This window comes from Rossellomorea sp. QJM3NY_18 (genome assembly GCF_056173145.1).
This window is the reverse complement of sequence record NZ_CM149659.1, coordinates 1,089,589-1,112,746: the sequence shown is the minus strand read 5'-3', so window position 1 is coordinate 1,112,746 and position 23,158 is coordinate 1,089,589. Positions and strand designations below refer to the sequence as shown.

17 protein-coding genes are annotated in these 23,158 nt (G+C 44.8%); 5 read left to right on the top strand and 12 right to left on the bottom strand.

Annotated elements, in window-relative coordinates; all coding sequences use genetic code 11:
- Positions 1-21 precede the first annotated feature (21 nt).
- Together AC0VXY_RS05735 and AC0VXY_RS05730 are read right to left on the bottom strand one after the other, a co-directional pair.
- Positions 22-4,515: an FtsX-like permease family protein gene (locus tag AC0VXY_RS05735; protein ID WP_475527245.1), complete on the bottom strand. Its 4,494-nt coding sequence runs from the start codon at positions 4,513-4,515 to the stop codon at positions 22-24.
- A gap of 50 nt (positions 4,516-4,565) precedes the next feature.
- Complete coding sequence (locus tag AC0VXY_RS05730; RefSeq protein ID WP_475527244.1) at positions 4,566-5,258, bottom strand: ABC transporter ATP-binding protein; 693 nt, start codon at positions 5,256-5,258, stop codon at positions 4,566-4,568.
- A gap of 199 nt (positions 5,259-5,457) precedes the next feature.
- Here AC0VXY_RS05730 and AC0VXY_RS05725 point away from each other — a divergent pair, with 199 nt between their 5' ends.
- Positions 5,458-5,814, top strand: a complete 357-nt coding sequence (locus AC0VXY_RS05725) for a DUF488 domain-containing protein (protein ID WP_475527243.1) — start codon at positions 5,458-5,460, stop codon at positions 5,812-5,814.
- A gap of 50 nt (positions 5,815-5,864) precedes the next feature.
- On the opposite strand, the gene AC0VXY_RS05720 is transcribed toward AC0VXY_RS05725, so the two are convergent.
- The 4 genes from AC0VXY_RS05720 to AC0VXY_RS05705 all read right to left on the bottom strand — a co-directional run bounded on the left by AC0VXY_RS05720 (position 5,865) and on the right by AC0VXY_RS05705 (position 11,844).
- Complete coding sequence (locus AC0VXY_RS05720; protein ID WP_475527242.1) at positions 5,865-6,584, bottom strand: sulfite exporter TauE/SafE family protein; 720 nt, start codon at positions 6,582-6,584, stop codon at positions 5,865-5,867.
- Complete coding sequence (locus AC0VXY_RS05715; protein WP_475527241.1) at positions 6,581-7,618, bottom strand: TDT family transporter; 1,038 nt, start codon at positions 7,616-7,618, stop codon at positions 6,581-6,583. Before AC0VXY_RS05715 ends, AC0VXY_RS05720 begins: the two co-directional genes overlap by 4 nt.
- Before the next feature lie 207 nt (positions 7,619-7,825).
- Complete coding sequence (locus tag AC0VXY_RS05710; RefSeq protein ID WP_475527240.1) at positions 7,826-10,003, bottom strand: sensor domain-containing protein; 2,178 nt, start codon at positions 10,001-10,003, stop codon at positions 7,826-7,828.
- A gap of 182 nt (positions 10,004-10,185) precedes the next feature.
- Positions 10,186-11,844, bottom strand: a complete 1,659-nt coding sequence (locus AC0VXY_RS05705; RefSeq protein WP_475527239.1) for a transglutaminase domain-containing protein — start codon at positions 11,842-11,844, stop codon at positions 10,186-10,188.
- Positions 11,845-12,154: 310 nt separating this feature from the next.
- Here AC0VXY_RS05705 and AC0VXY_RS05700 point away from each other — a divergent pair, with 310 nt between their 5' ends.
- The 3 genes from AC0VXY_RS05700 (at position 12,155) to AC0VXY_RS05690 (ending at position 15,338) form a co-directional block, all read left to right on the top strand.
- Positions 12,155-12,538: a GntR family transcriptional regulator gene (locus AC0VXY_RS05700; protein WP_475527238.1), complete on the top strand. Its 384-nt coding sequence runs from the start codon at positions 12,155-12,157 to the stop codon at positions 12,536-12,538.
- 3 nt (positions 12,539-12,541) lie between these two features.
- Positions 12,542-13,645 (top strand): DUF1648 domain-containing protein, encoded by a 1,104-nt coding sequence (locus AC0VXY_RS05695; RefSeq protein ID WP_475527237.1) that lies wholly within the window; start codon positions 12,542-12,544, stop codon positions 13,643-13,645.
- 274 nt (positions 13,646-13,919) lie between these two features.
- Positions 13,920-15,338 carry an alanine/glycine:cation symporter family protein gene (locus AC0VXY_RS05690; RefSeq protein ID WP_475527236.1) on the top strand — a complete coding sequence of 473 codons (1,419 nt, stop codon included), beginning with the start codon at positions 13,920-13,922 and terminating at the stop codon, positions 15,336-15,338.
- A 44-nt stretch (positions 15,339-15,382) separates the two neighbouring features.
- Here the strand turns inward: AC0VXY_RS05690 and AC0VXY_RS05685 are convergent, their stop codons facing one another.
- The 6 genes from AC0VXY_RS05685 to AC0VXY_RS05660 all read right to left on the bottom strand — a co-directional run bounded on the left by AC0VXY_RS05685 (position 15,383) and on the right by AC0VXY_RS05660 (position 22,045).
- Positions 15,383-16,450 (bottom strand): PLL family lectin, encoded by a 1,068-nt coding sequence (locus AC0VXY_RS05685; protein WP_475527235.1) that lies wholly within the window; start codon positions 16,448-16,450, stop codon positions 15,383-15,385.
- A gap of 152 nt (positions 16,451-16,602) precedes the next feature.
- Entirely contained in the window at positions 16,603-17,442 is an 840-nt protein-coding gene (locus tag AC0VXY_RS05680; RefSeq protein ID WP_475527234.1) for a cytochrome c oxidase assembly protein, read from the bottom strand.
- Entirely contained in the window at positions 17,417-17,893 is a 477-nt protein-coding gene (locus AC0VXY_RS05675; RefSeq protein WP_435992520.1) for a DUF2243 domain-containing protein, read from the bottom strand. The genes AC0VXY_RS05680 and AC0VXY_RS05675 overlap by 26 nt, the downstream gene beginning before the upstream one ends.
- A gap of 208 nt (positions 17,894-18,101) precedes the next feature.
- Positions 18,102-19,367, bottom strand: coding sequence for a GTPase HflX (gene hflX, locus AC0VXY_RS05670; RefSeq protein ID WP_475527233.1), 1,266 nt, complete (start codon positions 19,365-19,367; stop codon positions 18,102-18,104).
- Positions 19,368-19,953: 586 nt separating this feature from the next.
- Entirely contained in the window at positions 19,954-20,874 is a 921-nt protein-coding gene (locus AC0VXY_RS05665; RefSeq protein WP_475527232.1) for a methyl-accepting chemotaxis protein, read from the bottom strand.
- 346 nt (positions 20,875-21,220) lie between these two features.
- Complete coding sequence (locus AC0VXY_RS05660) at positions 21,221-22,045, bottom strand: SDR family oxidoreductase (protein ID WP_475527231.1); 825 nt, start codon at positions 22,043-22,045, stop codon at positions 21,221-21,223.
- A 526-nt stretch (positions 22,046-22,571) separates the two neighbouring features.
- Here AC0VXY_RS05660 and AC0VXY_RS05655 point away from each other — a divergent pair.
- On the top strand, positions 22,572-23,147 hold the full coding sequence (locus AC0VXY_RS05655) for a TetR/AcrR family transcriptional regulator (RefSeq protein ID WP_475527230.1): 576 nt from the start codon (positions 22,572-22,574) through the stop codon (positions 23,145-23,147).
- Positions 23,148-23,158 lie beyond the last annotated feature (11 nt).

Below are 23,158 nucleotides of genomic sequence, written 5' to 3'. Positions count from 1 at the left end.
GAGGTCCGTCCCTCTCACTTTCTATTCAAGCCATCCTGTCAGGAATTCTTTTTGGCTGCCTTCATAGTATTCTTCGAAGAACTGTGCAAAGGTGTTCGAATCTACATGTTTGAATTGATACTCTTTGTAATAAGCCGACAGGAAGTTCAAAGCTTCCGTTCGTCCCCCATTATTCTCGAAGAAATCATTCAACAGGTTCGGCCCTTTTCCGTACACAGTTGAAACATAATTCTGCTGAAATTCATTGAGGGGTGTATTCAAGAACTTTTCCGGCTTCACCGTGTTCAACACTTGATTCGAAAAGGCAAAGGCTTTTCCCTCGTCCTTATATGCATATGCGAGATAGTAGGAGGATAGTAACTCTGCGAGACTTTCATCAAGCCATGCATCCCGATAAGGATTGTTCGCCACTCCCTGGTAGAACCATTGATGGGCGATTTCATGGACCAGTGGATGTTCATAGCCATCGGGATCACCCGATATTTCCACGATATTGGAGTATTCCATGTCCCCATTATTTGCAATGAGATCCAGTTCACCGGTCGGATTCTCACCGATGTTATCATGGTAAAAAAGAAATGAATCTGCTGCTTTTTTGAGCAGATCAACCATAATGGATTCCTGTTCCTTTTTCATAAAAGCACGGATGGCCACGTTTCGATACATCCCAACTTTCACTTTTTCTGTTTTTTGTTCCCATTCATCCGGGTTCAGGAATGCGAGATAGAAATCCCGGATGCTGCCTCCTTCGATTTCCCCTTTATTCACCGGTTCTTCCGATCCATCTTCCCCAGAGCTTGCCACCAAATATTCCTCTGGAGTTTCAAATGACACATGATAATTTCCATAGGTTGTATCATATGATTCGCCTTTGGGATCGAAAGGTTCAATATCCCAACCATCTTGATACGTCGCAAGCATCGGATACCACTGTGCCAGAAAGAAGTCTTCCCCTTTCTGCGATAACCGCAATCCATCTTCCGGAAGTTTCAAGCGGTAGTCTATACTGATCGATTTCGTTTCACCAGGCTGGAGCTTTTCATCAAGATCGACAAGGAGCTGATTCCCATTTAAGGAGTACTGGAGATCCTCACCGGTACTATTGATCGAGTGAATACTCGTTTCCGCATGATCTTTAAGGAAATCCGGTTTATTTTTTTCCGTAAATGCATTCGGAATAAAATAAAATCCAATATCCTCAAATGCTTCTTCCGAATGATTGGTCACTCTGATGTCAGTCTCCACACTCCATTTTTTCTCCTTATCCATTTTTATCTTCATCGTATAATCCCCTGTTGCACCAGGGGAAACACCGGTTTCCTTCAATGAAAATGGCTCTCTGCTTTTTCTCAGGTCTTCTCTCGTAAGTTCCGCCACTACATCTTTGGGATGATCAGGAATCCTTCCGCTTATCAGAAAGCGCTGATACTTCTCGGGCACTTCAAACGTCAATAAAGCCGTCACTCTACCTGGGAACTTCAATCTCCCCCCACGATAATTGAGTGCATCCACAATGTCCGTTTTCAATGGATAATACTTCTTCTCCTTTTCATCCAATAGGAAATAGGCACCTGGTTTGAATGAGAGGCTGGTTGTATTGGGATCACTATATTTAACGTCCCAGCTGACAGGAATCGTGATGAGCTGATGACTTTTTTTTGCCTTTAATTCGGGTGGTGTTTTACTCGGTGACTCAATAAGGATCGTTTGCTGATCAAGCTCCAGTTTTTCACCCAGCTCTGCCTGTTTTCCTGCAAGTTCTTTTGCTTTTAAAAATGCGAGGGGAGCATCCTTTTGTAGTTTAGCCTCCTCTTTCTTTTTCGGAGCAAAGACCGCTGTTGTTTTTCCTTTCGTTCCTTGTTCTTTCACGGGAGATACCACTTTGGCGGTTTCAACTTTCTGCACTTCGGGAACCCCCTTCCCCACTAAAGTCATTACACCGAGGAGGAGGATGACAGCAGCCCCTGAGAGAATGTATTTGAATTGCTTTTCCACTTTCTTATCATTGCTGTATCCTCCATTCAGCCCTTGATAAGGAGGAGTATTGGCTGCCTTCCCAGCAGGCAGGACGGCTGCGATGATTCCGGTGATGACCGGGATTGATAGGGCGGCCCCATAAATCCACCAAAGGGTGAAAGGGAAGCTTCCGTAAATCTTCCAGACTAACGTAAAGGCAAAAATCAGGCCAACGAAACCGGCAAGTACTCCTGAAAACATCCCTTCCAGAATGACAAGCATCCGGACGGTCCCATTTTTCCAGCCAAGGGCTTTAAACACCGATATTTCGGGCTGTCTCTCAGCTACATTCTGCCAGATGATTTCAGCCGTAGTCAGGATGGCGATCGAGAGGGCGATCCCCATCGCCACATAATGCATGGTACTTACTTCCATGGCCACGTACTCCCCTAACCAGGTCGTATACATGACTCCTTTCAATCGAAAGGTGATGAATAAGTAAAAGACAAGAAGACCCGTCGGCAGACCCATGGACACGACGGATAGAACGGTCCGTTTCCACCTGGACACCATTGAATTGATGGCCATTCCGACCACTGATTCAGACCTTGCCACCCGTTTGTGTTTAAGGGAGATTTCCCCTGATCGCATCGCTTCATATGGTCTGATTTTTTTCACAAGATAGGCGGGAATGACTGCACCCGCGATATAAATGGTCAGTCCGATCAATCCGATGAGGGCGACTCGAATATAGGATGTTTCCAGTTCACCTGCCACTGTAAACCATGCCAGGATGAGCCAGCTGATAAAAGATACGACGATACCCAGCAATAACGCTTCAAGGAGCAGGAGCTTGGAAAGCTGATTCGGACGCCATCCCAGGGAAAGTAAAACGGCAAACTCCTTCTTCCGTGCATACATCATGATGAGATTCGATGAAAACACATACACGATCGCCACCAGGATGACGCTCCCCACCACTCCTGACACCCCAAGCTTTGCTTCTTTAAAAATCGTGATGGAAGAACCGATCTTAATCCACGGCTGTTCGATCCAGCCAAAGCCCTTTTCCCCCTGTATGCCAGGGATATGAGTCAAAGCAGGCTGCGGGGAGGAACCTAACGTGACATCCACGATCAAACCCGTATTTTCTTCGATTTCTTTTGCCACTTTTTGAAGGGCGGCTTCACTTTCTTCATTGAAGCTGTCAACCCCCTTCACGTTGACACGTATGGCTGAGATGGGTTTATCCCCCAGGACATGAGCTGCCGCATCCAGTGTCGTCAACATCAAAGGAGGCTTGGTCAGGAAACCATAAGGATTGTTTGCAGGCTTCATCGTGACAGGAGGATTGATGGGATCCCCTTTCTCATCTAATACCCAGCTGGCTTTCGAAGGAAAGTACGTTTCGACGGGAAGCTCCGTCAAGGGATCTTTCGAAATGGTCAGCTTCTGGGCATCAAAGATTCCGATGTAATCGAGCCGAAGCCGCGGCCAGCTTGAGCTATCCTCTCCGAACGTCTCAACCGGCCTGTACGCCTGATCGACAGCCAGGAGAGAATCCTTCGGTAAGCTGTATGGTTCCACTTCGTAACTGAAAGCCCACCTTTCCTGAAACGGGCTCGACACCGGTTTGTATTCGACCGGAGACGGCTTGAGGGCCATCCAGCTCATACCTCCCAAACCTGATTCGAAACTTGGGTTCATGACGGTATTGACAATTTTTTCGTGCGCTTCCTCTGTCGTAAAACTCCTTTCTTCCACGACACTCCCTGCTTGCTCCTCTAAATATTTCTCCCCGCCATTTTTCTTCACTTTTTCCATCGTTGCATCCTGATTGTCGGGATCAAATGGCATATCGAGCTTTTCCACTGTATAGTGTATTTCCCCATCAACGAATTCACGGTTGCTTAGAATGACCGGTATCGACGTATCAGTCAAACTATCTCCCAGAGGTATATCCATGACCTCGTCATTCTCTGAAAAATATCGGCTCCCTTTTCCAGCCACCATAGCATTGTCCAGTCCGACAAGCTTCGCTTCCTGTTCGGGATCTATCCCTGCAACGAGGACCTGTGTACCGTAGGATAATTCACCTAATGACTCACCAACCCCATATGCCGGGTCCATCGAATACTGTCCGCCCCCGACTGTAAAATAATAATTCCCATCGTTGACTTCCGCTTTCGCCCCGGTCTGAACCGTTTCTTTTTGATTCAACCTGTAAATACCCGGCTCTGTTATATTTAACTGTCCCATCTGGACGTCATTGAATACATAGCCCACCATAGAGATGGGTGCCGCGATCTTGACATCGTCCATTCCTTTGATCATTTCATATTGTTCCAGCGTGATGCCTCCGTCGAGTCCACTCAGATAGTTCGGTTCCAATAGATTCATCTCTTCCGTGACACTTCTTGAATCAGGCGGCCTTACAACCATGTGATAGGAAGATTTCCATCTTTTTTGCAGTTCATTCACAATTGTTCCATTGTTGGTTTGCGTCATCCCGACGAGATAACTCAGTCCGACACTTAAAAGGAGGACTCCGATGATCAAGAGGATGAACCGTTGCTTGTTCCGTCACCACGTATTCCATATAAATCGGATCATATGGGTTCCACCACCCGATCAGACACGATCCTGCCATCCTTCATTTCTATGATTCGATCCGCTTTCAGAGCAAGTTCGGAGTCATGAGTGACAAAGATGACCCCACAGCCTTTTTCCTTATTGAGTGACTTAATGATTTGAAAGATAAGGTCCCCCGTTTCCGTATCCAGGTTGCCTGTCGGTTCATCGGCCAGCAACCACTTAGGCTCGTGTACCAATGCACGTGCAATCGCGACCCTCTGCTGCTGCCCGCCTGACAATTGAGAAGGAAGGGAACCTAACTTATCCCCAAGACCTATCGATTCCAACAATTCTTTCGCCCGCTGTTTTTTATCATATGGAACTTTCCTTGAGAAAAGAGGTGCCATCACATTCTCCAATGCCGTCATCGTAGGGATCAAATGAAATTGTTGAAAGATAAAACCGATGTTCTCAAACCTGAAATCCGCCATCTCCCTCTGACTGAATTCAGTTACATCCTTTGACTCGAATAAGATACTTCCACCTGTCGGACGGTCCAACGTCCCGATCACACTCAATAGCGTTGACTTTCCCGAGCCGGATGAGCCTACCACAGAGACAAATTCCCCTTGTGGAAATTCAACCGTTACATTCAATAAAGCATGCGTCTCTACACCTTCACCTTTATATATCTTAGATACCCCATCAACCTTGACCCCATTAACCATCCAAAAGCCCCCTTGTTTTTTGAATTTTTAACAATTATAACAGAAATACTACAAACTCATGACAAATATTTAAAAACCCATTAGGGACGGACATTGTTGTTGGGACGATGGGTTTTTAGGAGGATAAGTATTCTCGGATTTCTAAACGTTGCTTCTTACTCCATTCCCATTTATCCTGATAATAGAAGGAGTGTTTACGATGTCTATCATTTTGAAACGAATCTATGAGGAACCTCCCCGATTAGGAGGTCACCGAATCTTGATTGACCGTGTCTGGCCCCGTGGAATATCGAAAGAAGATGCAAGCCTTGAAGAGTGGATGAAAGAAATTACACCCAGTCCCTCTTTACGGAAGTGGTTTAACCATGATCCCGACAAGTTCGAGAAATTCAAACAAGCCTATAAGGAAGAACTCCATCAAGAAGAAGAAAAACAAAAAAAATTGCGGGAACTGAAGGAAATGGCAGAAAACGAACGCGTAGTCCTTCTCTACGGAGCAAAAGATGAGAAACACAACCATGCCGTCGTGCTAAAAGAAGTTCTCGAGGATATGTAAGAGGGACGGACCTCTGCATCAGCAAAATTCGCTGATTGAAGGTCCGTCCCTCAAAAAATGCTTTCTATCAAAAGATAGATGCCGGTAAATAAGAGGAGTACGTAAGTAACGATTTGAAAGAGCTTTTGATTGATTTTGCTGAATAATGCTTGTCCTGCGATTAAGCCAATCGCTACTACTGGTAATGCTTGCAGGCTTGATTTCCAAACGGTCAGAGTGGTTCCGGCAACTTCCACCTGGATCCATAGACTGACGAGATAGATGAACAAATAAAAGGCAAGGGTGGTGCCCCGAAGTGTCTCTTTCTTTGTTCCGGTGCCTGAAAAATACAGAAGCAGGGGCGGCCCTGGCATACCGATACTCGTGGTCAGCACACCTGACAATCCTCCTGCCAGAAAGTCCCGTGTAGTCGACTGCCTAATGCGGAATTTCATGATAAGTAAAATCGTGAGCAAGATGATGACCAGGCTGATCACTACTTTTAGGAGACTCATATCAATAAGAGTAAAAACCAATATTCCAAGGAATAAGCCGGGCATGCTCCCCACCACAAACCTTTTTACAAGTGAAAAGTCTATATCCCGCCTGATTTTCACAATCAGTGCCAGTGAGATCACCAGGGATAAGATCAAATTAATCTGAATCGCTTCTTTAGGTGGATATAAGAGCAATAGAAAAGGTGTAGCCATGATGGAAAATCCGAACCCGGTACTGGTTTGCAGGATAGATGCACATAAAATGATCGCCAGAAACAAGATAAATGTACTCACGACACACGCTCCTTACTCACACTTTCATGCAAATATCGATTTGACCTCACCCATAAACCAATCTCGACTATGAGAAATAGACACACAATCCACGCCCAAACATGTAAGAACTCCTCATGAAACGGATAGAAGCTATTCAAATAATAAGGATTAGCATGCATGGTCATCGTAAAAGCATAGAACATTCCAAAGGTGAAATTCCGCGACCACTGACTAATATGATAGGTGAAAATCCCCTTTTTCCACCCCAGTTTCTGAATCCGCTTGACCGCTCTCACCATTTCCAACCATTCCACTCCAATCAGAAGGACAAATACAAGCAGCCAGAAAAACATTATCATTCTTCCGGACAACATCCCAGAAGACACGATGGCAAGGCCCGTAATGGATAAAGCACCGTGAATGATACAGTTTGTACTCGGCCAATCATCAATGAGTGTCCAGCGGTTTCCTCTGACATAACGAACGATCATCAGTGTAAACCCAATCAAATAAAAAATGGTTCCCAGTGATATCGCCCCAATCAGCAATCCCTCTGGAAGAGAAGGATAAACCTTCACCCAAAAAACCACAACTGACTGGGTGGCAACGGTAGACAATAACACAACACCATGAGTGGAGTATGCGGTCGGCCGTTTCACCATCTCTTTAAACTGGTAGACGCAGCTTGCCATAAAACCGAGCCACATCATGGTATTAAATAGCATGACAACCTGAACCGCCACGCTCATATCAGGAAAATATTTGACGACCACATTACTCAATACCGAAATACCTGCAATCCATGATCCAATGATGAATGAAGGTACAGGTTTCGATAGTAAAAGAATTCTATCTGATTTATTTAACAACTGCTTAATAAGAGATTTATATATAATGGCAGTCAGCACAATTAAGGAAACACTTAGTATTTTTACGGGGATGTGATTCACCCATGTAAACGCATCAATGGCAGCATAAAGAAAGATTCCAAGAGCCATAATGATGGCACCTGATGCTGGATGGATGCTGTTTTTATTTTCTTCAGTCCTCATCTTTCTACTTTAGAGACCTCCTTTCTGCTTGTTGTAACGCGGAGCCAAATGAAGCTCCCGGCACTCTTCTTCTTATTCACAATCCTTCCTCCTAAACTCAAAATATCAACTATATAAGTTTAACATTTCTCAATCGAAAAGAGGGACGGACCTTCAATTAGCAATAAAACCCATGGGTTCATTGCTTATTGGAGGTCCGTCCCTCACTTAAGTCATATTAACGTGGGTCGTTCTCGCGCCGATTAAAGATAATCGCAACTCAGAAGCAGGCAATGGCCTGCTGAAATGATACCCTTGTCCAACCTGACATCCATTCCGTTTCAGGAACTGCATTTGATTTTCCGTTTCGATGCCTTCTGCAATGGTTGTAAAATTCATATTTTGACTCATATCAATGATGGCTTTGACAATGGAAACCTGATTGGAATCTTCCATAATATCATCCACGAATGATTTATCGATTTTAATACTATCAATCGGTAAGTGTCTTAAATTACTCAATGATGAGTAACCCGTTCCAAAGTCATCCATGGAGATCATGACGCCAACCTTTTTCAACTGATTGAGGACATTCGTTGATATTTCAAAGTCCTGCATAATGCTCTCTGTTATTTCCAGCTCAAGTCGGTTCGGTTCAAACTCGTATTCTGATAAAATTTCTTTTACCATTTCAACAAACCCGCCATCCTTAATCTGTCTGACGGATATATTGACAGCAACAGGAATGCTGCCCATTCCGGTCTCTTCCCACTCTTTACTTTGTTTACAAGCCTCTCTCAAAACCCACTCCCCGATGGGAATGATCAACCCGGTCTCTTCTGCCAGTGGAATAAATTCAGCCGGGGAAACCATCCCCAGTGTAGGATGCTCCCAGCGTATCAACGCTTCTACCCCAATTATATTACGGGTATCGAGGTCCACTTTCGGCTGATAATGGAGGCATAATTGGTCGAATTCCAATACCTTTCGCAACCCATTTTCAATCTCCATATTCCTTGACGAAGCCTTTTCGAGTTCCGGATAATAGAATTGATAGTTGTTCTTCCCTTGCTCCTTAGCTAAATACATAGCTGTGTCAGCATGTTTAATTAAACTCTCCTGCTCTTTCCCATCCTTTGGATACATACTGATACCGATACTCGGGGTCACAAAGAATTCCTGTTCTTGGATGAATATCGGACTAATGAAACTTTGTAAAATTTCTTTCGTCGTTGCTGCAACCTCTTCTTCACTCATGTTGGAGAGAATGATAATAAATTCATCTCCCCCTTGTCTAAAAACAATCCCTTGATCGTTTACCACCTTTGTCAATCGAAAGGCGACCTTCCCTAATATAGCATCTCCAGTCGAATGCCCTTTTGTATCATTAATGACTTTAAATCGGTCCAGATCCAAAAATAATATCGCCATCGATTGATCCGGATTGTCACGTAAAGACCCGCTTAAATGTTGTTTGAATTTATTTCGATTTGGAAGTCCGGTCAGTGAGTCATAATAGGCCATGGCATGAATCGTTTTCTCAGCTTTCTTTCGATTCGTGATATCCCTGCCAACCAATTGTATGGCCATCCTTCCACCATATAAAATGGGCATAGCGGAAATCTCCAACTCTATCTCATCACCGTTAAGGCGGTAAACGGTCAGTTCAAAACGTTCACCTGAAGTAGAGCCATGGGTTTCTTCCCTTATCCTCCTGATATTTTCAGCATTTGTAAATTGGGAGACATTCTTGTTTATGATGTCTGCCGGGCTATCTGCGCCTATCAGCCTGCTTCCCGCTTCATTGATATAATCAAAGGTTTGGTCACTGATCACTGCAATGATATCCGGTGACAAGTCTACTAAACTGCGATATTGATCTTCACTTTCCTTTCGGTTGGTGATATCAAACAACACACTCGTAAAAGAAGTCATTTCCCCGTGTTGATCCAATGTCGGAATGCCCCTGTCCTGTATCCAGCGAACCTGGTCATCAGGCCTTACGATCCGGTAAATACTTACACATGCCTGACCGGAACCAAGATTCTTCGCCCTCTCTTCCAATACCGGCATATCTTCAGGATAAATAACTTTTTTCCACAGCAGTGTATCCTGATAGAAATCATTCAATGGATACCCATACAGCTTTTCAATGCCCGGAGTGATCAATAGAACATCTGATTTCAAATCATGAGACCAGATGGCTACATCCAGCGTCTCGAAAATACTGTTTAAATTCTTATTGCTGTTGGATAGTTCCCTGGAAGCATTCCAATTCCCCCTAAAGAGGATAAACAATAGAGCAAGCATACAGAACACTAAACCTGTGTGAAGAAATAGCGACCCTTCACCATTAGGTTGATCGATTGCCTTCCATGAAAAATCGAGGATTTCTAAGAAGATCATGGTGATAAAAAGTATGAGGACTGTTTTTTTATTTTGTGTAAAAAACATCATTACGCTCCTGAATATAGAATTTCTACTTATTCAAGTGTACTATTTATGACTTTCATTCACAATACAGCTAAAAATTTCCTGTATCACCTTTTCAAAAAACCAACTCCTGCTAGTAAGAGTTGGTTCTTCATTCAATACGACACACCCGTCCGTGTATGCGTCTTCTTAAATTCATTCATATCCGGATCGAAATAATCTTCATTGAATGCAGGGACGAACTTACCGTCCTTCAAGTAACCGGATCCCCATGTCGGATCCAGAGTCACCCATTCCCCATCAAGATTCGCTTCCACCCACGCATGCCTTCCCGGGAAAATACCGCCTGCCCTGCCTTCCACGAATCTCGCCTCAATATCGCTGGCACGAAGCATGGCAATCGCCAGATACGCATAATCCTGGCACACGCCGGTTTTGGATTCCAATGTTTTCAATGCACTGTCATCCCAGTTAAAATCATCGTTTTCATACTTTTTAACATCATAAGAGACATTCTTTGCGACATAATCATAGATGGCTTTTGCCTTGTCCCTGTCACTTGATTTTCCTGAAGTGACGGTTTCTGCCTGCTTCTTAATTTCAGGGGAGTCCGACTGAACACCGCGTGAAGGCAGGAGATCCCGCTTGTCTTCCCCTGTGGATTCGACTTCGAACTTCGCAAAGCCGAAAAACCTGAAGTAATCACTGTTCTCTTCCTTGATTTCAGGTACACTGAGGGTCACTTCATACGTTCCCGGCCCAAAGCGCAGGTAAAACGAATCATCAAAGTTGAAATCTTCAACCGGGATGACATCCAACGCTTCGTCCTCCCCTTTTTTCGTGGTGATATAAATATGCGTCGTTTCCGGTCCGAATTCTGCTTCCGGATCGATGCTTCCTTTAATCCTGTATTGGCCCTCCGACTCCTCTCCCCCAAATTGAGGAGATTCAAGGATCACTCCCCGCTCACGATACGTATCCGCATACTCAATCGGGCTCATCACCCGGTCGGACTCGTTATCTATAAGAAGAGTGGTCGCCGTCTGGTAGTAATTTTCACGGTCTCCATCCGGAACCAGCACTTCAAGCTCGTGAACCCCTTTTCCGTAAAACAAGGGAACATCATAGTTAAATTCCCCATCCTTCACGGGGATGACTTGCTTCCAGTGATCTGAATCCTTCTTTAGTCTGAGCATGATCGTGTCTTCATCCGAGAGACTCGCAGCCCCCCCTTTTAAAGAAAAGACTTCGTTGCCTTTGACATAGCTGGATTTCGTTTTTAATGACAGTTCGGCATCCTGGCCAAACGGTGTCAGGGTCACATCCCTATTGATCTCAGGATTTACATTATGGACGGTAAAAGACGCCGTATCATAGTAGTAATTTTCACGGTCCTTGCTTGGGAGTTGCACGGAGACGCTATACTCCCCTTCCCCGTTAAAAAAATGGATATCCTGTTTGAACTTGCCGTCTTCGATCGGTGTGTAATATTCGAGTTGCCTTCCTCCAGGTCCTTCTTCATTCGCCCTGACCTTTATCCAGGCAAAGTCCGATTTCAGATCTTGATACTTTTCAATTTCCCCCTTCACGCTTACCTTTCCATTTGCAGCGAATTCTTTATATGCCGGCTCTTCGATTGTGACGCCGATTTCCTCGCTGTAGGATGTAAGTTTCAGAGGCTCTTCTTCCCCGATTTCTTCATTCATTTTCTTTACTTCTTTTTCATACGGATCTTCTTCTCTTTTATCGGCTTTCGTTTCCCCACCGCTGGCATTCGAGTCACTGCATGCCGTCACAAACAAAAAACTACTCAATAAACACAGAACTATAATCAAAAACGAACGTTTCTCCCCCATGTCTTCCTCCTCAAAACTTCTTTTCTACCTACACATACGAACCAGACAGATATTAGTTTCTGATTCTATTTTACTATTAATAGAGGGACGGACCTCTTATTTGATGACAACTGTTAAATTCGAGACTGATTTGAGGTCCGTCCCTCTTAATCATAACCACTAAACAACCAATATTCTAACTTTTTCTGGAAGTTTTTTTATTTTTGTTCTACACACACTAGAACAATTCTGTTATACTCAACATATAACAAAACTAGGAGGTGACACTTTGTTTATCCAAATTGAACCTCAATCGAATACTCCGATTTATGCTCAGGTAACAAACGGGATCATGGAAGGGATTGTCAGGAGCGAATTGCTTCCAGGGGATATTCTTCCTTCTGTACGGGGTCTTGCCGGTGACCTTGGTGTGAACATGCATACCGTGAATAAAAGCTATCATGAATTGGAAAGCAAAGGAGTGATCCGGATTGTTCCGAAATCGGGTGCCGTCATCTGTTCACCTTCCGAGGGAACGATTCCCCAGCAAAGGTTGAATCAGATTTCAGAAGGATTACGGCCGATTTTAGTCGAATCACTGGTCGCCGGCATGAGCGAAAAAGAGATTGCCGAATTAGTCGCGTCCATCATTTCAAACGTTAAGGGGGATTAAAAAATGGAAATGACACTTATTTTCGTCACGGTAGGATTTCTGGCAGCACTTCAAATGGCGGTTCCTTTCATTGTGAAACGAACGGTGGTATTCGGTGTAACCATTCCTGTTGAGGAGGTAAAGAATGCCCAACTTCGTCATTATAAAAAACTTTATGCCATCCTGACATTGTTCGTCTCAATCATCGTGTTGGTCACCTATTTCATTTGGGCAACCATGAACACTCTCACCGAAAATCACCTCATATTTGCGGGATTGTTTATGCCCTTCGTCATCTTATTCATTTCAATGGCTCTCTATTTTTATTTTCATATGAAAGTGACGCAAATGAAAAAGCAAGAGCAGTGGTTCAAGGACCGAAAACAGGTTCGCATTTCTGAGTTGAACCTCAGGACGAAAGATGAAATGCTCCCATGGATCGTATATGTCGTCCCCATGGTCATCACAGTCGGGTTAGTGGTGTTTACTTTATTAAATTACGCCAGCCTTCCTGAACAGATTCCTACCCACTGGGGACCGGATGGTAAGCCTGATGCTTTCACCAGTAAAACATATCTTTCTGCTTTAACCCTTCCTCTCGTGCTACTGGTGATGAATGCCATGTTCCTCGGGATCAATGAACTCACAAGAAATTCCGGCATCAAGCTGAGCGCAGGGAATGTCAAGTCTTCCCGCGTCCGTCAGCTGCGCCTTCGAAAGTACACGAGCTGGCTATTGTTCTTCATCTCCATCCTGGTTTCCATGCTGTTTACGTTCCTGCAGTTCACCACTCTGTACGAAAACAGCGTCAGTGACCTGCTCATCATCACGATGCCCCTTGCTTTCTCTGCACTTGTCCTGATAGGGTCAGTCGCACTCGCCATTAAAGTGGGGAAAAAGGACTCAGACCTGGATGTTGAAATCATCGATGAAAGCTCTGGAGATGTGATCAACGCTGACGACGATCAATACTGGAAAGGTGGCCTCTTCTACTTCAATCCCGAAGACCCTTCCATCTTCGTCGAAAAACGTTTCGGAGTAGGCTGGACCCTGAACTTCGCCAGACCACTGGGATACATCGTCCTCATCGGACCACTCCTGGTCATACTAATCGTCACACTATTATGATATAGAGGGACGGACCTCAAAAATCAAGCAAAGACGTGAGGCAAACGTCCTGCTGATTTGAGCCCCGTCCCTTTCGTTATACTATTTCCACGTTTTGTCTTCCTCCTGAACTCTTCCATTATTCACCTGAAACCGAGGTCCGTCCCTACTGAAAAAGGCTCAATCTCTGGAAATTCGGCTTTTATTATGGACAGATTGTTTGGAATACTATATAAATAATAGATGGAAACTCACAAAGAAAACGTTTACAACATGAGATGACAAGGAGGATTCTATGTTAGATGTGCTAGACAAGATTAATTCATTCTTATGGGGGACACCAAGTTTAGTACTATTATTCGGTACGGGTCTATTCTTAACATTTATGCTGAAAGGACTTCAGTTCCGTAAACTGATGTATGCTTTTAAACTTGCTTTCACGAAAGAGAAGCCTTCCGCATCCTCTGATCAATCAGAGGGGGATATCAGTAACTTCAAAACGCTGATGACGGCTTTATCTGCAACGATTGGAAATGGGAATATTGCCGGAGTGGCAACGGCTCTGACCATCGGGGGACCCGGGGCGATCTTCTGGATGTGGATCGTCGGTCTGCTTGGGATGGCCACGAAATACGCAGAAGCCCTGCTTGCCATGAAATACCGTGTAAAGAATAAAAACGGGGAATACTCCGGTGGTCCTATGTATTATGTAGAAAAGGGGCTCGGAAGTAAGTGGAAGTGGCTGGCCGTGGCATTCGCATTGTTCGGTGCATTCGCCGCTCTCGGCATCGGGAACAGCGTGCAGTCCAATACGATTGCCGACGTCATGGACACCAGCTTTCACATTAACAATCTGACAACGGGTATCATTCTCGCCGTCCTGACAGGATTGATTATCTTCGGAGGGATTCAGCGGATCAGTACCGTCGCTTCCTTCTTTGTCCCGGTCATGGCGTTCCTGTACATCGGTGGTTCACTTCTGATTATCGTCTTAAATTACGATATGATCATTCCAGCGTTTAAAATGATTTTCTTCTACGCATTCAATCCTGTGGCAGCTGCAGGTGGGTTTACAGGGATCATTATTTCAGAAGCGATCAGAAGCGGGGTATCAAGAGGAATCTTCTCAAACGAAGCAGGTCTTGGTACAGCAGCCCTGATTGCCGGTAATGCGAAAACCGACCACCCGGTCAAACAGGCACTTGTCGCCATGACAGGAACATTCATCGTCACGATCATCGTGTGTACGATGACCGGTCTCGTTCTTTTAATCACAGGTTTCTGGGATCCGACAGGTGGAGCGATATCCGGTGTCGAGCATGCTCCGAGCCTTGATGGCGGGGCATTGACGAGCGCCGCGTTTGGACATGCTCTCGGTGTAGTCGGAGAATATATCGTATCCTTCTCAGTCATCTTCTTCGGATTCTCGACGATCGTCGGATGGTACATGTACGGAGAGAAATGCTTCGAATATTTGACAAACTATCGATTTGCCAACTGCTACAGGCTTATTTATATTATTGCGACTGGACTTGGGGCAGTGGCGAATCTAAACCTGGTATGGGCCTTTGCAGACATGTCCAATGCCTTGATGATGATTCCGAACCTGATTGCATTACTATTACTCTATAAAGTCATCGTTTCGGAGACAAATCATTATTTCAACGAATACATGCCGATGATGGAAGCTCGTAGGAAAAGAAAAGCAAGTTAAAGAAAACCGGTGTGACCCCTGTCACACCGGTTTTTTGAATTTGATCAGGCATACCACTTATGCCACATATGGTCATTTCTTCCTCTGGTAAAGGCATCCACCCGGTTCGGTCCCCAGGAAACGACTCCCGGTGATGAACGCACGCCTCCCCGTGGTGCACCAAGATCCTCCCAGTTGCTCCAAAGGGAACCGTTCCACCATTTGTGCCACATATTGTTGTTGTCTCCACGGACGAAGGTGTCGATTCGATTGGTTGCCCATGAAGAAGCTGCCGGAGCCCCTTCAAAACCACGAGGCGGCGATCCGAGATCTTCCCAATTACTCCACCTTGAACCGTTCCACCACTTATGCCACATCCGGTCATTGTTTCCACGTACAAAGCAATCGATCCGATTTGGTCCCCATGATACGGCACCAGGTGAGTCCCTCAAGCCGCCTCTTGGAGCGCCAAGATTCTCCCACTGACTCCAGTTACTGCCGTCCCACCATTTATGCCAAAGATTATTGTCGTATCCCTGGACGAACACATCCAGTCGATTGGCGGACCAGGATGATACCGCCGGATCTCCCTTGAAGCCCCGGGGCGGTCCACCAAGGTCTTCCCATTCACTCCATCTTCTGCCGTCCCACCATTTATGAAAGAGAGTATCCCGATTCCCCCTTACAAAGGTGTCAATCCTGTTTCTGCCCCAGGATACGGCAGCCGGCGAACTCTTTAATCCCCGCCTTGGAGCTCCGAGGTCCTCCCAATTACTCCAGCGGGAACCGTCCCACCACTTATGATACATTCTATCGTTTTCACTTCTGACAAACGTATCCAGCCGGTTTGCCTGCCAGGATGCAACGGCAGGTGAACCCTTCATTCCCCGTGGCGGTGCACCAAGATCCTCCCATTCCCTCCAGTTGGCCCGGGAGTCGAATGGATCCGTATAAACAGACTCTGGGGCATATCCCTGAAAAGAATAGTTCTGCGGATAGTAATCCTGGTGTGGAACGTATTGCTGATAAGTATGAGGTAAATACATATCTTCATAATCATTTCTTACTTCTGCTCCAAATGGGCAGCACTCATACGCTGTTGGATAAACCGGATGGCGTCGTTGAAAAAACATACTGCATCCCTCCTCAAGCCTACTGTATGCAGAAGCCCAGATGGGTGAGCATGTACAATGATTGACGATTTTTTTGTAAAGGTTAAAAGTATACTTTTCAATAAAGAAAAAAAGCACCCTAAACCTAGGTGCTTTTACCCTTATGAACGGAATTAGCCTTTAAACGGCTGTGGCACCTCGAAATTTTTATTGTCTTTGCTCTTAGGGCGAACCGCCTTATACCACTGATAACAAAAGATTACGATCAGAATCAAATCAATCATATCACCGCCATAATACATAAGCATCCCTCCACTCTGTGCCTGCTCGCGGGGTATTCCAATCGGAGGGTGAGCATAAATGTATTTAGACAAAATGCCATGGCCGCTCAAGGCAAGAATCAATACAATCCCTCTGTAAATATATCCTGTTCTATGCGGGGCCGGATCAATATAGATCATGGAAATTGTAAAGAGATATCCAGCCAGGAAGACGTGGATGTGTATGAATAAATATAGGAGTATATCGTGATGCATGGCCTCGTACAAACGGGTGGTATAAAGAACCCACAGACCTCCAATATTGAGGATGGCAGCGACAATGGGGTCACTTACCAATCCCATAATGCGGCTTTTAAGTATGTAGGACAGTCTCCTGGCAAGGGTGACTGGCAACGTCCGCAGTGTAAGTGTGACCGGAGCAGCGAGTACCAAGAGAAGAGGGGCCAGCATTCCTAAAAGCAGATGACCAAGCATATGAAAAGAAAACTCCATATGCGCCCGCTGAGCCACCGGTCCTGATACAGCAACCAAAGCACAGCCGACACCGATGATCCATAAGATGGTACGGGAAACCGGCCATTGTTTATGCTTACGATTGGAAACTACCACAGCAAGGAGGTACAGTGCTAATACAACTATAAAAGGCACGGCTAGAAGAATATGAGAATTCGAGCCCACGCCTTGAGATACGTTTAAGATAGAATGATCAGTTTGCATTTGCGGTATTCTCATATTTTTTATATCTCGTATTTACAACCATTACGACCCCGACAAGAATCATAGCAGCCGCACTTGCATTCCAGACTACATCATACATTAGGAGATTCTCCACATAACGGATCTGATGAAGGCCCATCAGCTTATGCTGCACTGTCCCGTCATACAATTGAAACCCTCCTGCTCCAAGCAGAATGCCTCCCCACCATCTTTTCTTCCACAGCCCTTTTTTACGGCGTAAGTCAGCAAACATAAACAAACCTCCGATAGTAGCAAACCAGCTAAATGCATGAAAAAAACCATCAGATACGAGCCCGATCGATGTGGTGGACTTGTCATAAAAATGATGCCAATGAAGCAACTGATGAAATACAGCTTCATCGATAAATGCCACGATCCCCATGCCAAATAAGATACCGGACCATAGATTCCGAGTTGAAGACGTCTTTGTGTAGTTTGCTATCATCGTTACAGCATCCTCCTTTGTAAATTATTAGCCACTCTACCCTTTCCTGTATGTAGGTAAACTTTTCATATACGGGTGCAAAGTGTCCAGTTGATGTATTAAAATGCCGGTCTGAACCTATTCTTGATAGGTTTACCGTGAAGTACCCGGCAATAGTAAAAGTAAAAAACAGGACCTTTCGATTAGAAAAAGGCCCTGTCTTTCAATGTTAATCCTGAATGATATACTGTTGATACTTCTCAAAGTCACTTACCTTGCACTCAAGTGTCAATTTCGTCCCTGATTCTTCATATTCTGTTTCCACTACATTTGCTTGTTCATTGAAATAAGATATCAAATGACCTTGATCAAATGGTATAAGCATCTGACACTTTTTATAGTCTTTAAAAATATAGCTTTTCACAACTTGGAGCAATTCGTCCACCCCGATTCTCTTCTTGGCCGATAAATAAATTCGATCCTTTTCGATTCTGGGAACTTCTCCTTCCACTAACTCTGCTTTATTAAAGGCATAGATGACCGGAATATCTCCTACTCCAATGCCTTCAAGCGTTTTGTCAGTCACGTTCATCAATTTCTCATGATGTGGATCAGAATAGTCTACCACATGTATGATGAGATCCGCTTCCAGCACTTCTTCAAGAGTGGAGCGGAACGCCTTGACCAGTTGATGGGGCAGTTTGTTCACGAACCCGACCGTATCTGTCAGGAGAAATTCTTTTTTGTCCGGCAGGGTGATGTTTCTTACGGATGTCTCCAAGGTCGCAAATAACATATCCTTCTCAAAGACCTGCTTGTTCTCGTTCGGATGGAAGGTTTCCACAAATGCATTCATGGTCGTCGATTTACCCGCATTCGTGTATCCGACAAGAGAGACGACGGGGATTTCTCTCTTTTTCCGCTGCTTTCGCTGTGTGGTTCGCAGATCGACTAATGAATCCAGTTCTTTATTCAAGGCTGTAATTTTTTCTTCAATACGACGGCGGTCAAGCTCAAGCTTCGTTTCACCGGCTCCTCGGTTGGCCAGTCCCGACCCGCCACCTTGACGACCCAGTGATTCCCGGCGTCCAACCAGGCGGGGCAGCATGTATTGCAGCTGTGCCACCTCAACTTGCAGCTGTGCTTCACGGGTTTTCGCCCGCTCTGCAAAAATATCAAGAATCAGCATCGTTCTGTCCATCACCCGGACATCAAGCTTTTCCTCGAGGACCCGGATCTGAGAAGGTGCAAGTTCATCATTTGTAATCAAGACATCCGCTTCCCATTCTTCAATAAGCGGCAACAGTTCGTCAATCTTCCCTTTTCCAATATAATGCACGTGATTCGGCCGAGGCAGGTTTTGAGTGAGTTCGCCCACGACATCGATTTGCCTGGCATCTGCCAACCCTTTCAGCTCTAAGATAGAATACTCAAAGTCATTGTTCTTATCCTTCGTATTAACGCCTATGGCGATGGCTTTTAATCTTTCTTCCATTACATAGTCACTCCTGTTTGTTTATTTTGGTCATGATGGTGCAGAAAAAAGCACAGGCCTCCGCCTGTGCTTTTTGTAAATGGATTTGAATCTACCAATGGCATAAGAAGAAGACCGCATTTTCCCCTGGCGTGTTTTTTATTAAAAACACACAATAGCGCCTCTCGGTAAGTATTCAATTCTATTTTTAAGAGAGTGTTATACGCACTCCCTTCCTTCATTTCACGTCGAATGAAGAATTCCTTTAAAAATAGTCAGACCAATCCCATTTACCCTGCACACAGGCAGAGCCTTTGAACTTATTCAATTAAGCGTTCAAATTGCGGATGCGTAGTCTGATCAAAATCAAAAGGAAAACCTCCATTTCTCATAAGTTACACCCATTCTACCACACCCTGTGAAGGATGGGAAGATATGGTTTGAGGGACGGACCTCCAATTCTATTGATCAAGAGGTCCTGCAAAGGTTATTTCGAGGTCCGTCCCTCACCACATTACCTCATTAAAGAAAAGAACCTCCCATTCTTCACCTTTTCCGATTGATTCACAAACGGATCGGGGAAAAATTGGAGGTCCGTCCCTCAAGCTTACAGGAGATCTTTGAAGTCTCGTGCTTGGAGATCGAGTCTTCGGGCTGCACTGCCGATTTCTTTGAATGCAAGGACGGCCTGTTGGTTGCGGTCCTGGTTATTTGAAATGCCTGATTGTGACCGGACCGTTCCTTCATTGATTTTTTTGATCTCTCCTGTGATTCCTTCCACATGGGAGTTCACTTCCTGAATTGAATCCTGGACCCTTGTGGCAAGCTTTCTGACTTCTCCGGCTACGACATTGAATCCTCTCCCATGTTCTCCGGCCCGTGCCGCTTCAATGGCAGCATTCAGCGCAAGAAGATTGGTTTGAGTCGCAATGTCCCTAATCGTTTTGACAATATTACCGATTGAATTTGCCTGCAGAGTAAGAGACTTTAGCGTTTCCATATTTTCATTCGAGTCCTGCACCAGCTTCCCGGTGGCCATAGCCGCTTCTTCACTTCTTGTAATACCCTGCTCCGCTTTTACGCTTAACTCTTCAGACATCTTCTGTAATTCAGAAGCGACCTTTTCAATTGTGGTTTCCCGTTCCGTAATATCCGTCGCGATCTTCACAACACCTTCTAGCTTTCCTTCTTCGTTATAAACTGGTGTATATGTAGCCTCCAGCCAAAGGAGTTTCCCAGTCTTCGTGACCCGCTGAATTTTCTCCTGAAAGCTTCTCCCACTCCTTAAGTCCCGCCACAATTTCTTATACTCCAGACTTTCGGCAAACTCCGTTGTACAAAATGCCTGATGGTGCAACCCAATCATTTCTTCTGCATCATATTCCATCGTATTTGCGAAATTCCCGTTCACCCATAGCACATTTCCGTTAACATCGAATTCAATCATGGCAAGCGATTCTTCGATGGCTGCAAGTAAAGCAGACTCCCCAAACACTTGAGTACTATTTCTTGATCTTGCTTTCAGCACTTCGCAACACTTCCTCTTTTTTCAAAAAAATTTGTAGAGACAAAACAAATATGTACCAAAGAGATAGTAGTCGTTTTTATGAAGGCTCTCAGTTTGGCGTGTGCTGGCCGGTTGCGCCACTCGCTCCTATTCACAAACAGCGCCCATTTCATCAGTGAATGATCCTTGCTTCCAACTCATATATTCGTAAGACTATCCTACTAGTTAGACCTATATTTAACAACTATTACCCTCTGAATTTAATAAATTTTCTTCCATTTATATATTTAAACGAAAAAAGACCCCCATCCCACCTGCAACCCTGTGATGTAAAGGCTGCCGTAAGATTGGAGGTCCGTCCCTCATATTATTCAGTTCCCTTTTTCCACTCTTCTTCCTCGATCAGCATTTTACCCGGCCATGTGTAAGCCATGATGCCTCCGTCTGCTGTGATGTCTTCACCTGTCACGTAAGAGCTGTCATCCGATGCCAGGAACAGGGCAACCGTCGCCATTTCTTCAGGTCTTCCCAAACGGCCCAACGGTGTGATCCACTTATTAGCCTCCCTGAATTTCTCGCCCATCTTATCCTGTTTGCTCCCGACAAGATCGTCAATCAGAGGCGTCTCGATTGTTCCTGGTGAAAGGGAATTCACGCGGATGCCATGTCTCGCATAATCAATTGCCATAGCCTTTGTAAAGTTGATAATGCCACCCTTTGCCGCATTGTAGCCGGACCGGTCCAAATCTGCCGCTTGCCCGGACATGGATGCTGTATTTATAATGGATCCACCATTTTCAAGCATAAGGGGAATGAAATATTTGCTGCATAAAAAGGTCCCTCGCAAATCCACTGCGATGATTCGATCAAATAATTCCACAGGATATTCATGCACTTTTCCACCTTGTTCATCTACCCCAGCGTTGTTAAAGAGGACATCGATCACACCAAATTTCTCTCTTACCTTTTCAGCAATCGACGCGACGCTTTCCTCACTGGAAACATCGAGTTGAAATGCCATTGCATTTCCGCCCTCGCTTTTGATCTCATCCACAGTTTTATTCATTTCCTCTTCCTTCACATCTCCACACACCACAGTCGCTCCTTCATGCGCAAACACTTTGGCAGTCGCTGCCCCGATTCCTGTTGCAGCTCCTGTAATCACCGCAACCTTACCATCCAATCTTCCCATAAGAGAAACCCTCCTTGAAATATCTAATGGAGAGTATTTTCCCTTTATGTGAAATAGTAAACATAGAGAGGGACGGACCTCCACGTAGCCTGTTTCATCCACGGATGAAAGGCATTTGGAGGTCCGTCCCTTTTAAAAGAAGCTAGATTAGCATCCCAAAGTACTGCAAACAGCGTTTTTCAACACAGATACCAGGTTGGTGTTTGGAGCCAAAATCGATACCAACAACCAAGCGACCAACAATAAAACGGCAATTAGAAAGGTAACAAGTCCTAACGACATATAGAATCCCTCCTTTCTATTCATAAATCTAGTAAGTGAGCTCTCTTACAAAGTTATCCTATGAAAAAATGATAGAGTTGGACCGGCAAATATAATAGAAAAGAAAAAAAGGGCCTTTCCCCGTCTTAACAAAACCTTCACAAACAATGGGTATTTCGTGTGATTGAGATAACCATTACATGGGTATACACTATACTGGAATGAACATTCATTCCGCATTACCGTTATGAAAGGCTGAGTTGGTATGTCAATGGCATTAAATAAGCGGGACAGCATTGTAGCGAGTTCACTGGCTCTATTTGCAGAACGGGGTTATGACGCTACAACAATTCCCATGATTGCCTCGTCTGCAGGCGTGGGAGCAGGAACGATCTATCGCTATTTTGAAAATAAAGAAGTCCTTGGAAATACGATTTTTCAAGAATATGTGAAGATTTTTACTGAAACAGTGGAATATGCTTTCCCTTATGAGCAGTCGATACGGAATCAATTTCATCATATTTTCCAATCAATGATTCAGTTTACAAAAGAACAGAGCCAGGCGCTCTACTTCATCAGAACACATAGCAGCGCCCATTTCCTGAATGAAGAAAGTCACGCATGCTTCGAGGAATTGTTGAATCTATTTAAATGCTTCTTCGATTCTGGTAAAGAGAAGAAGGTCATCAAGAGTCTGCCTTCGACGGCTTTGATCGCCATCCTTTATGGTGCCTTTCTCGAGCTTCAGCGACTTGTACGGATCGGGGAATTAGAGCCTGATACCTCCATGCTTACAGATGTAGAGGAAAGTATGTGGGATGCTGTTCGATTACATGTGTGAGAAACGATTCG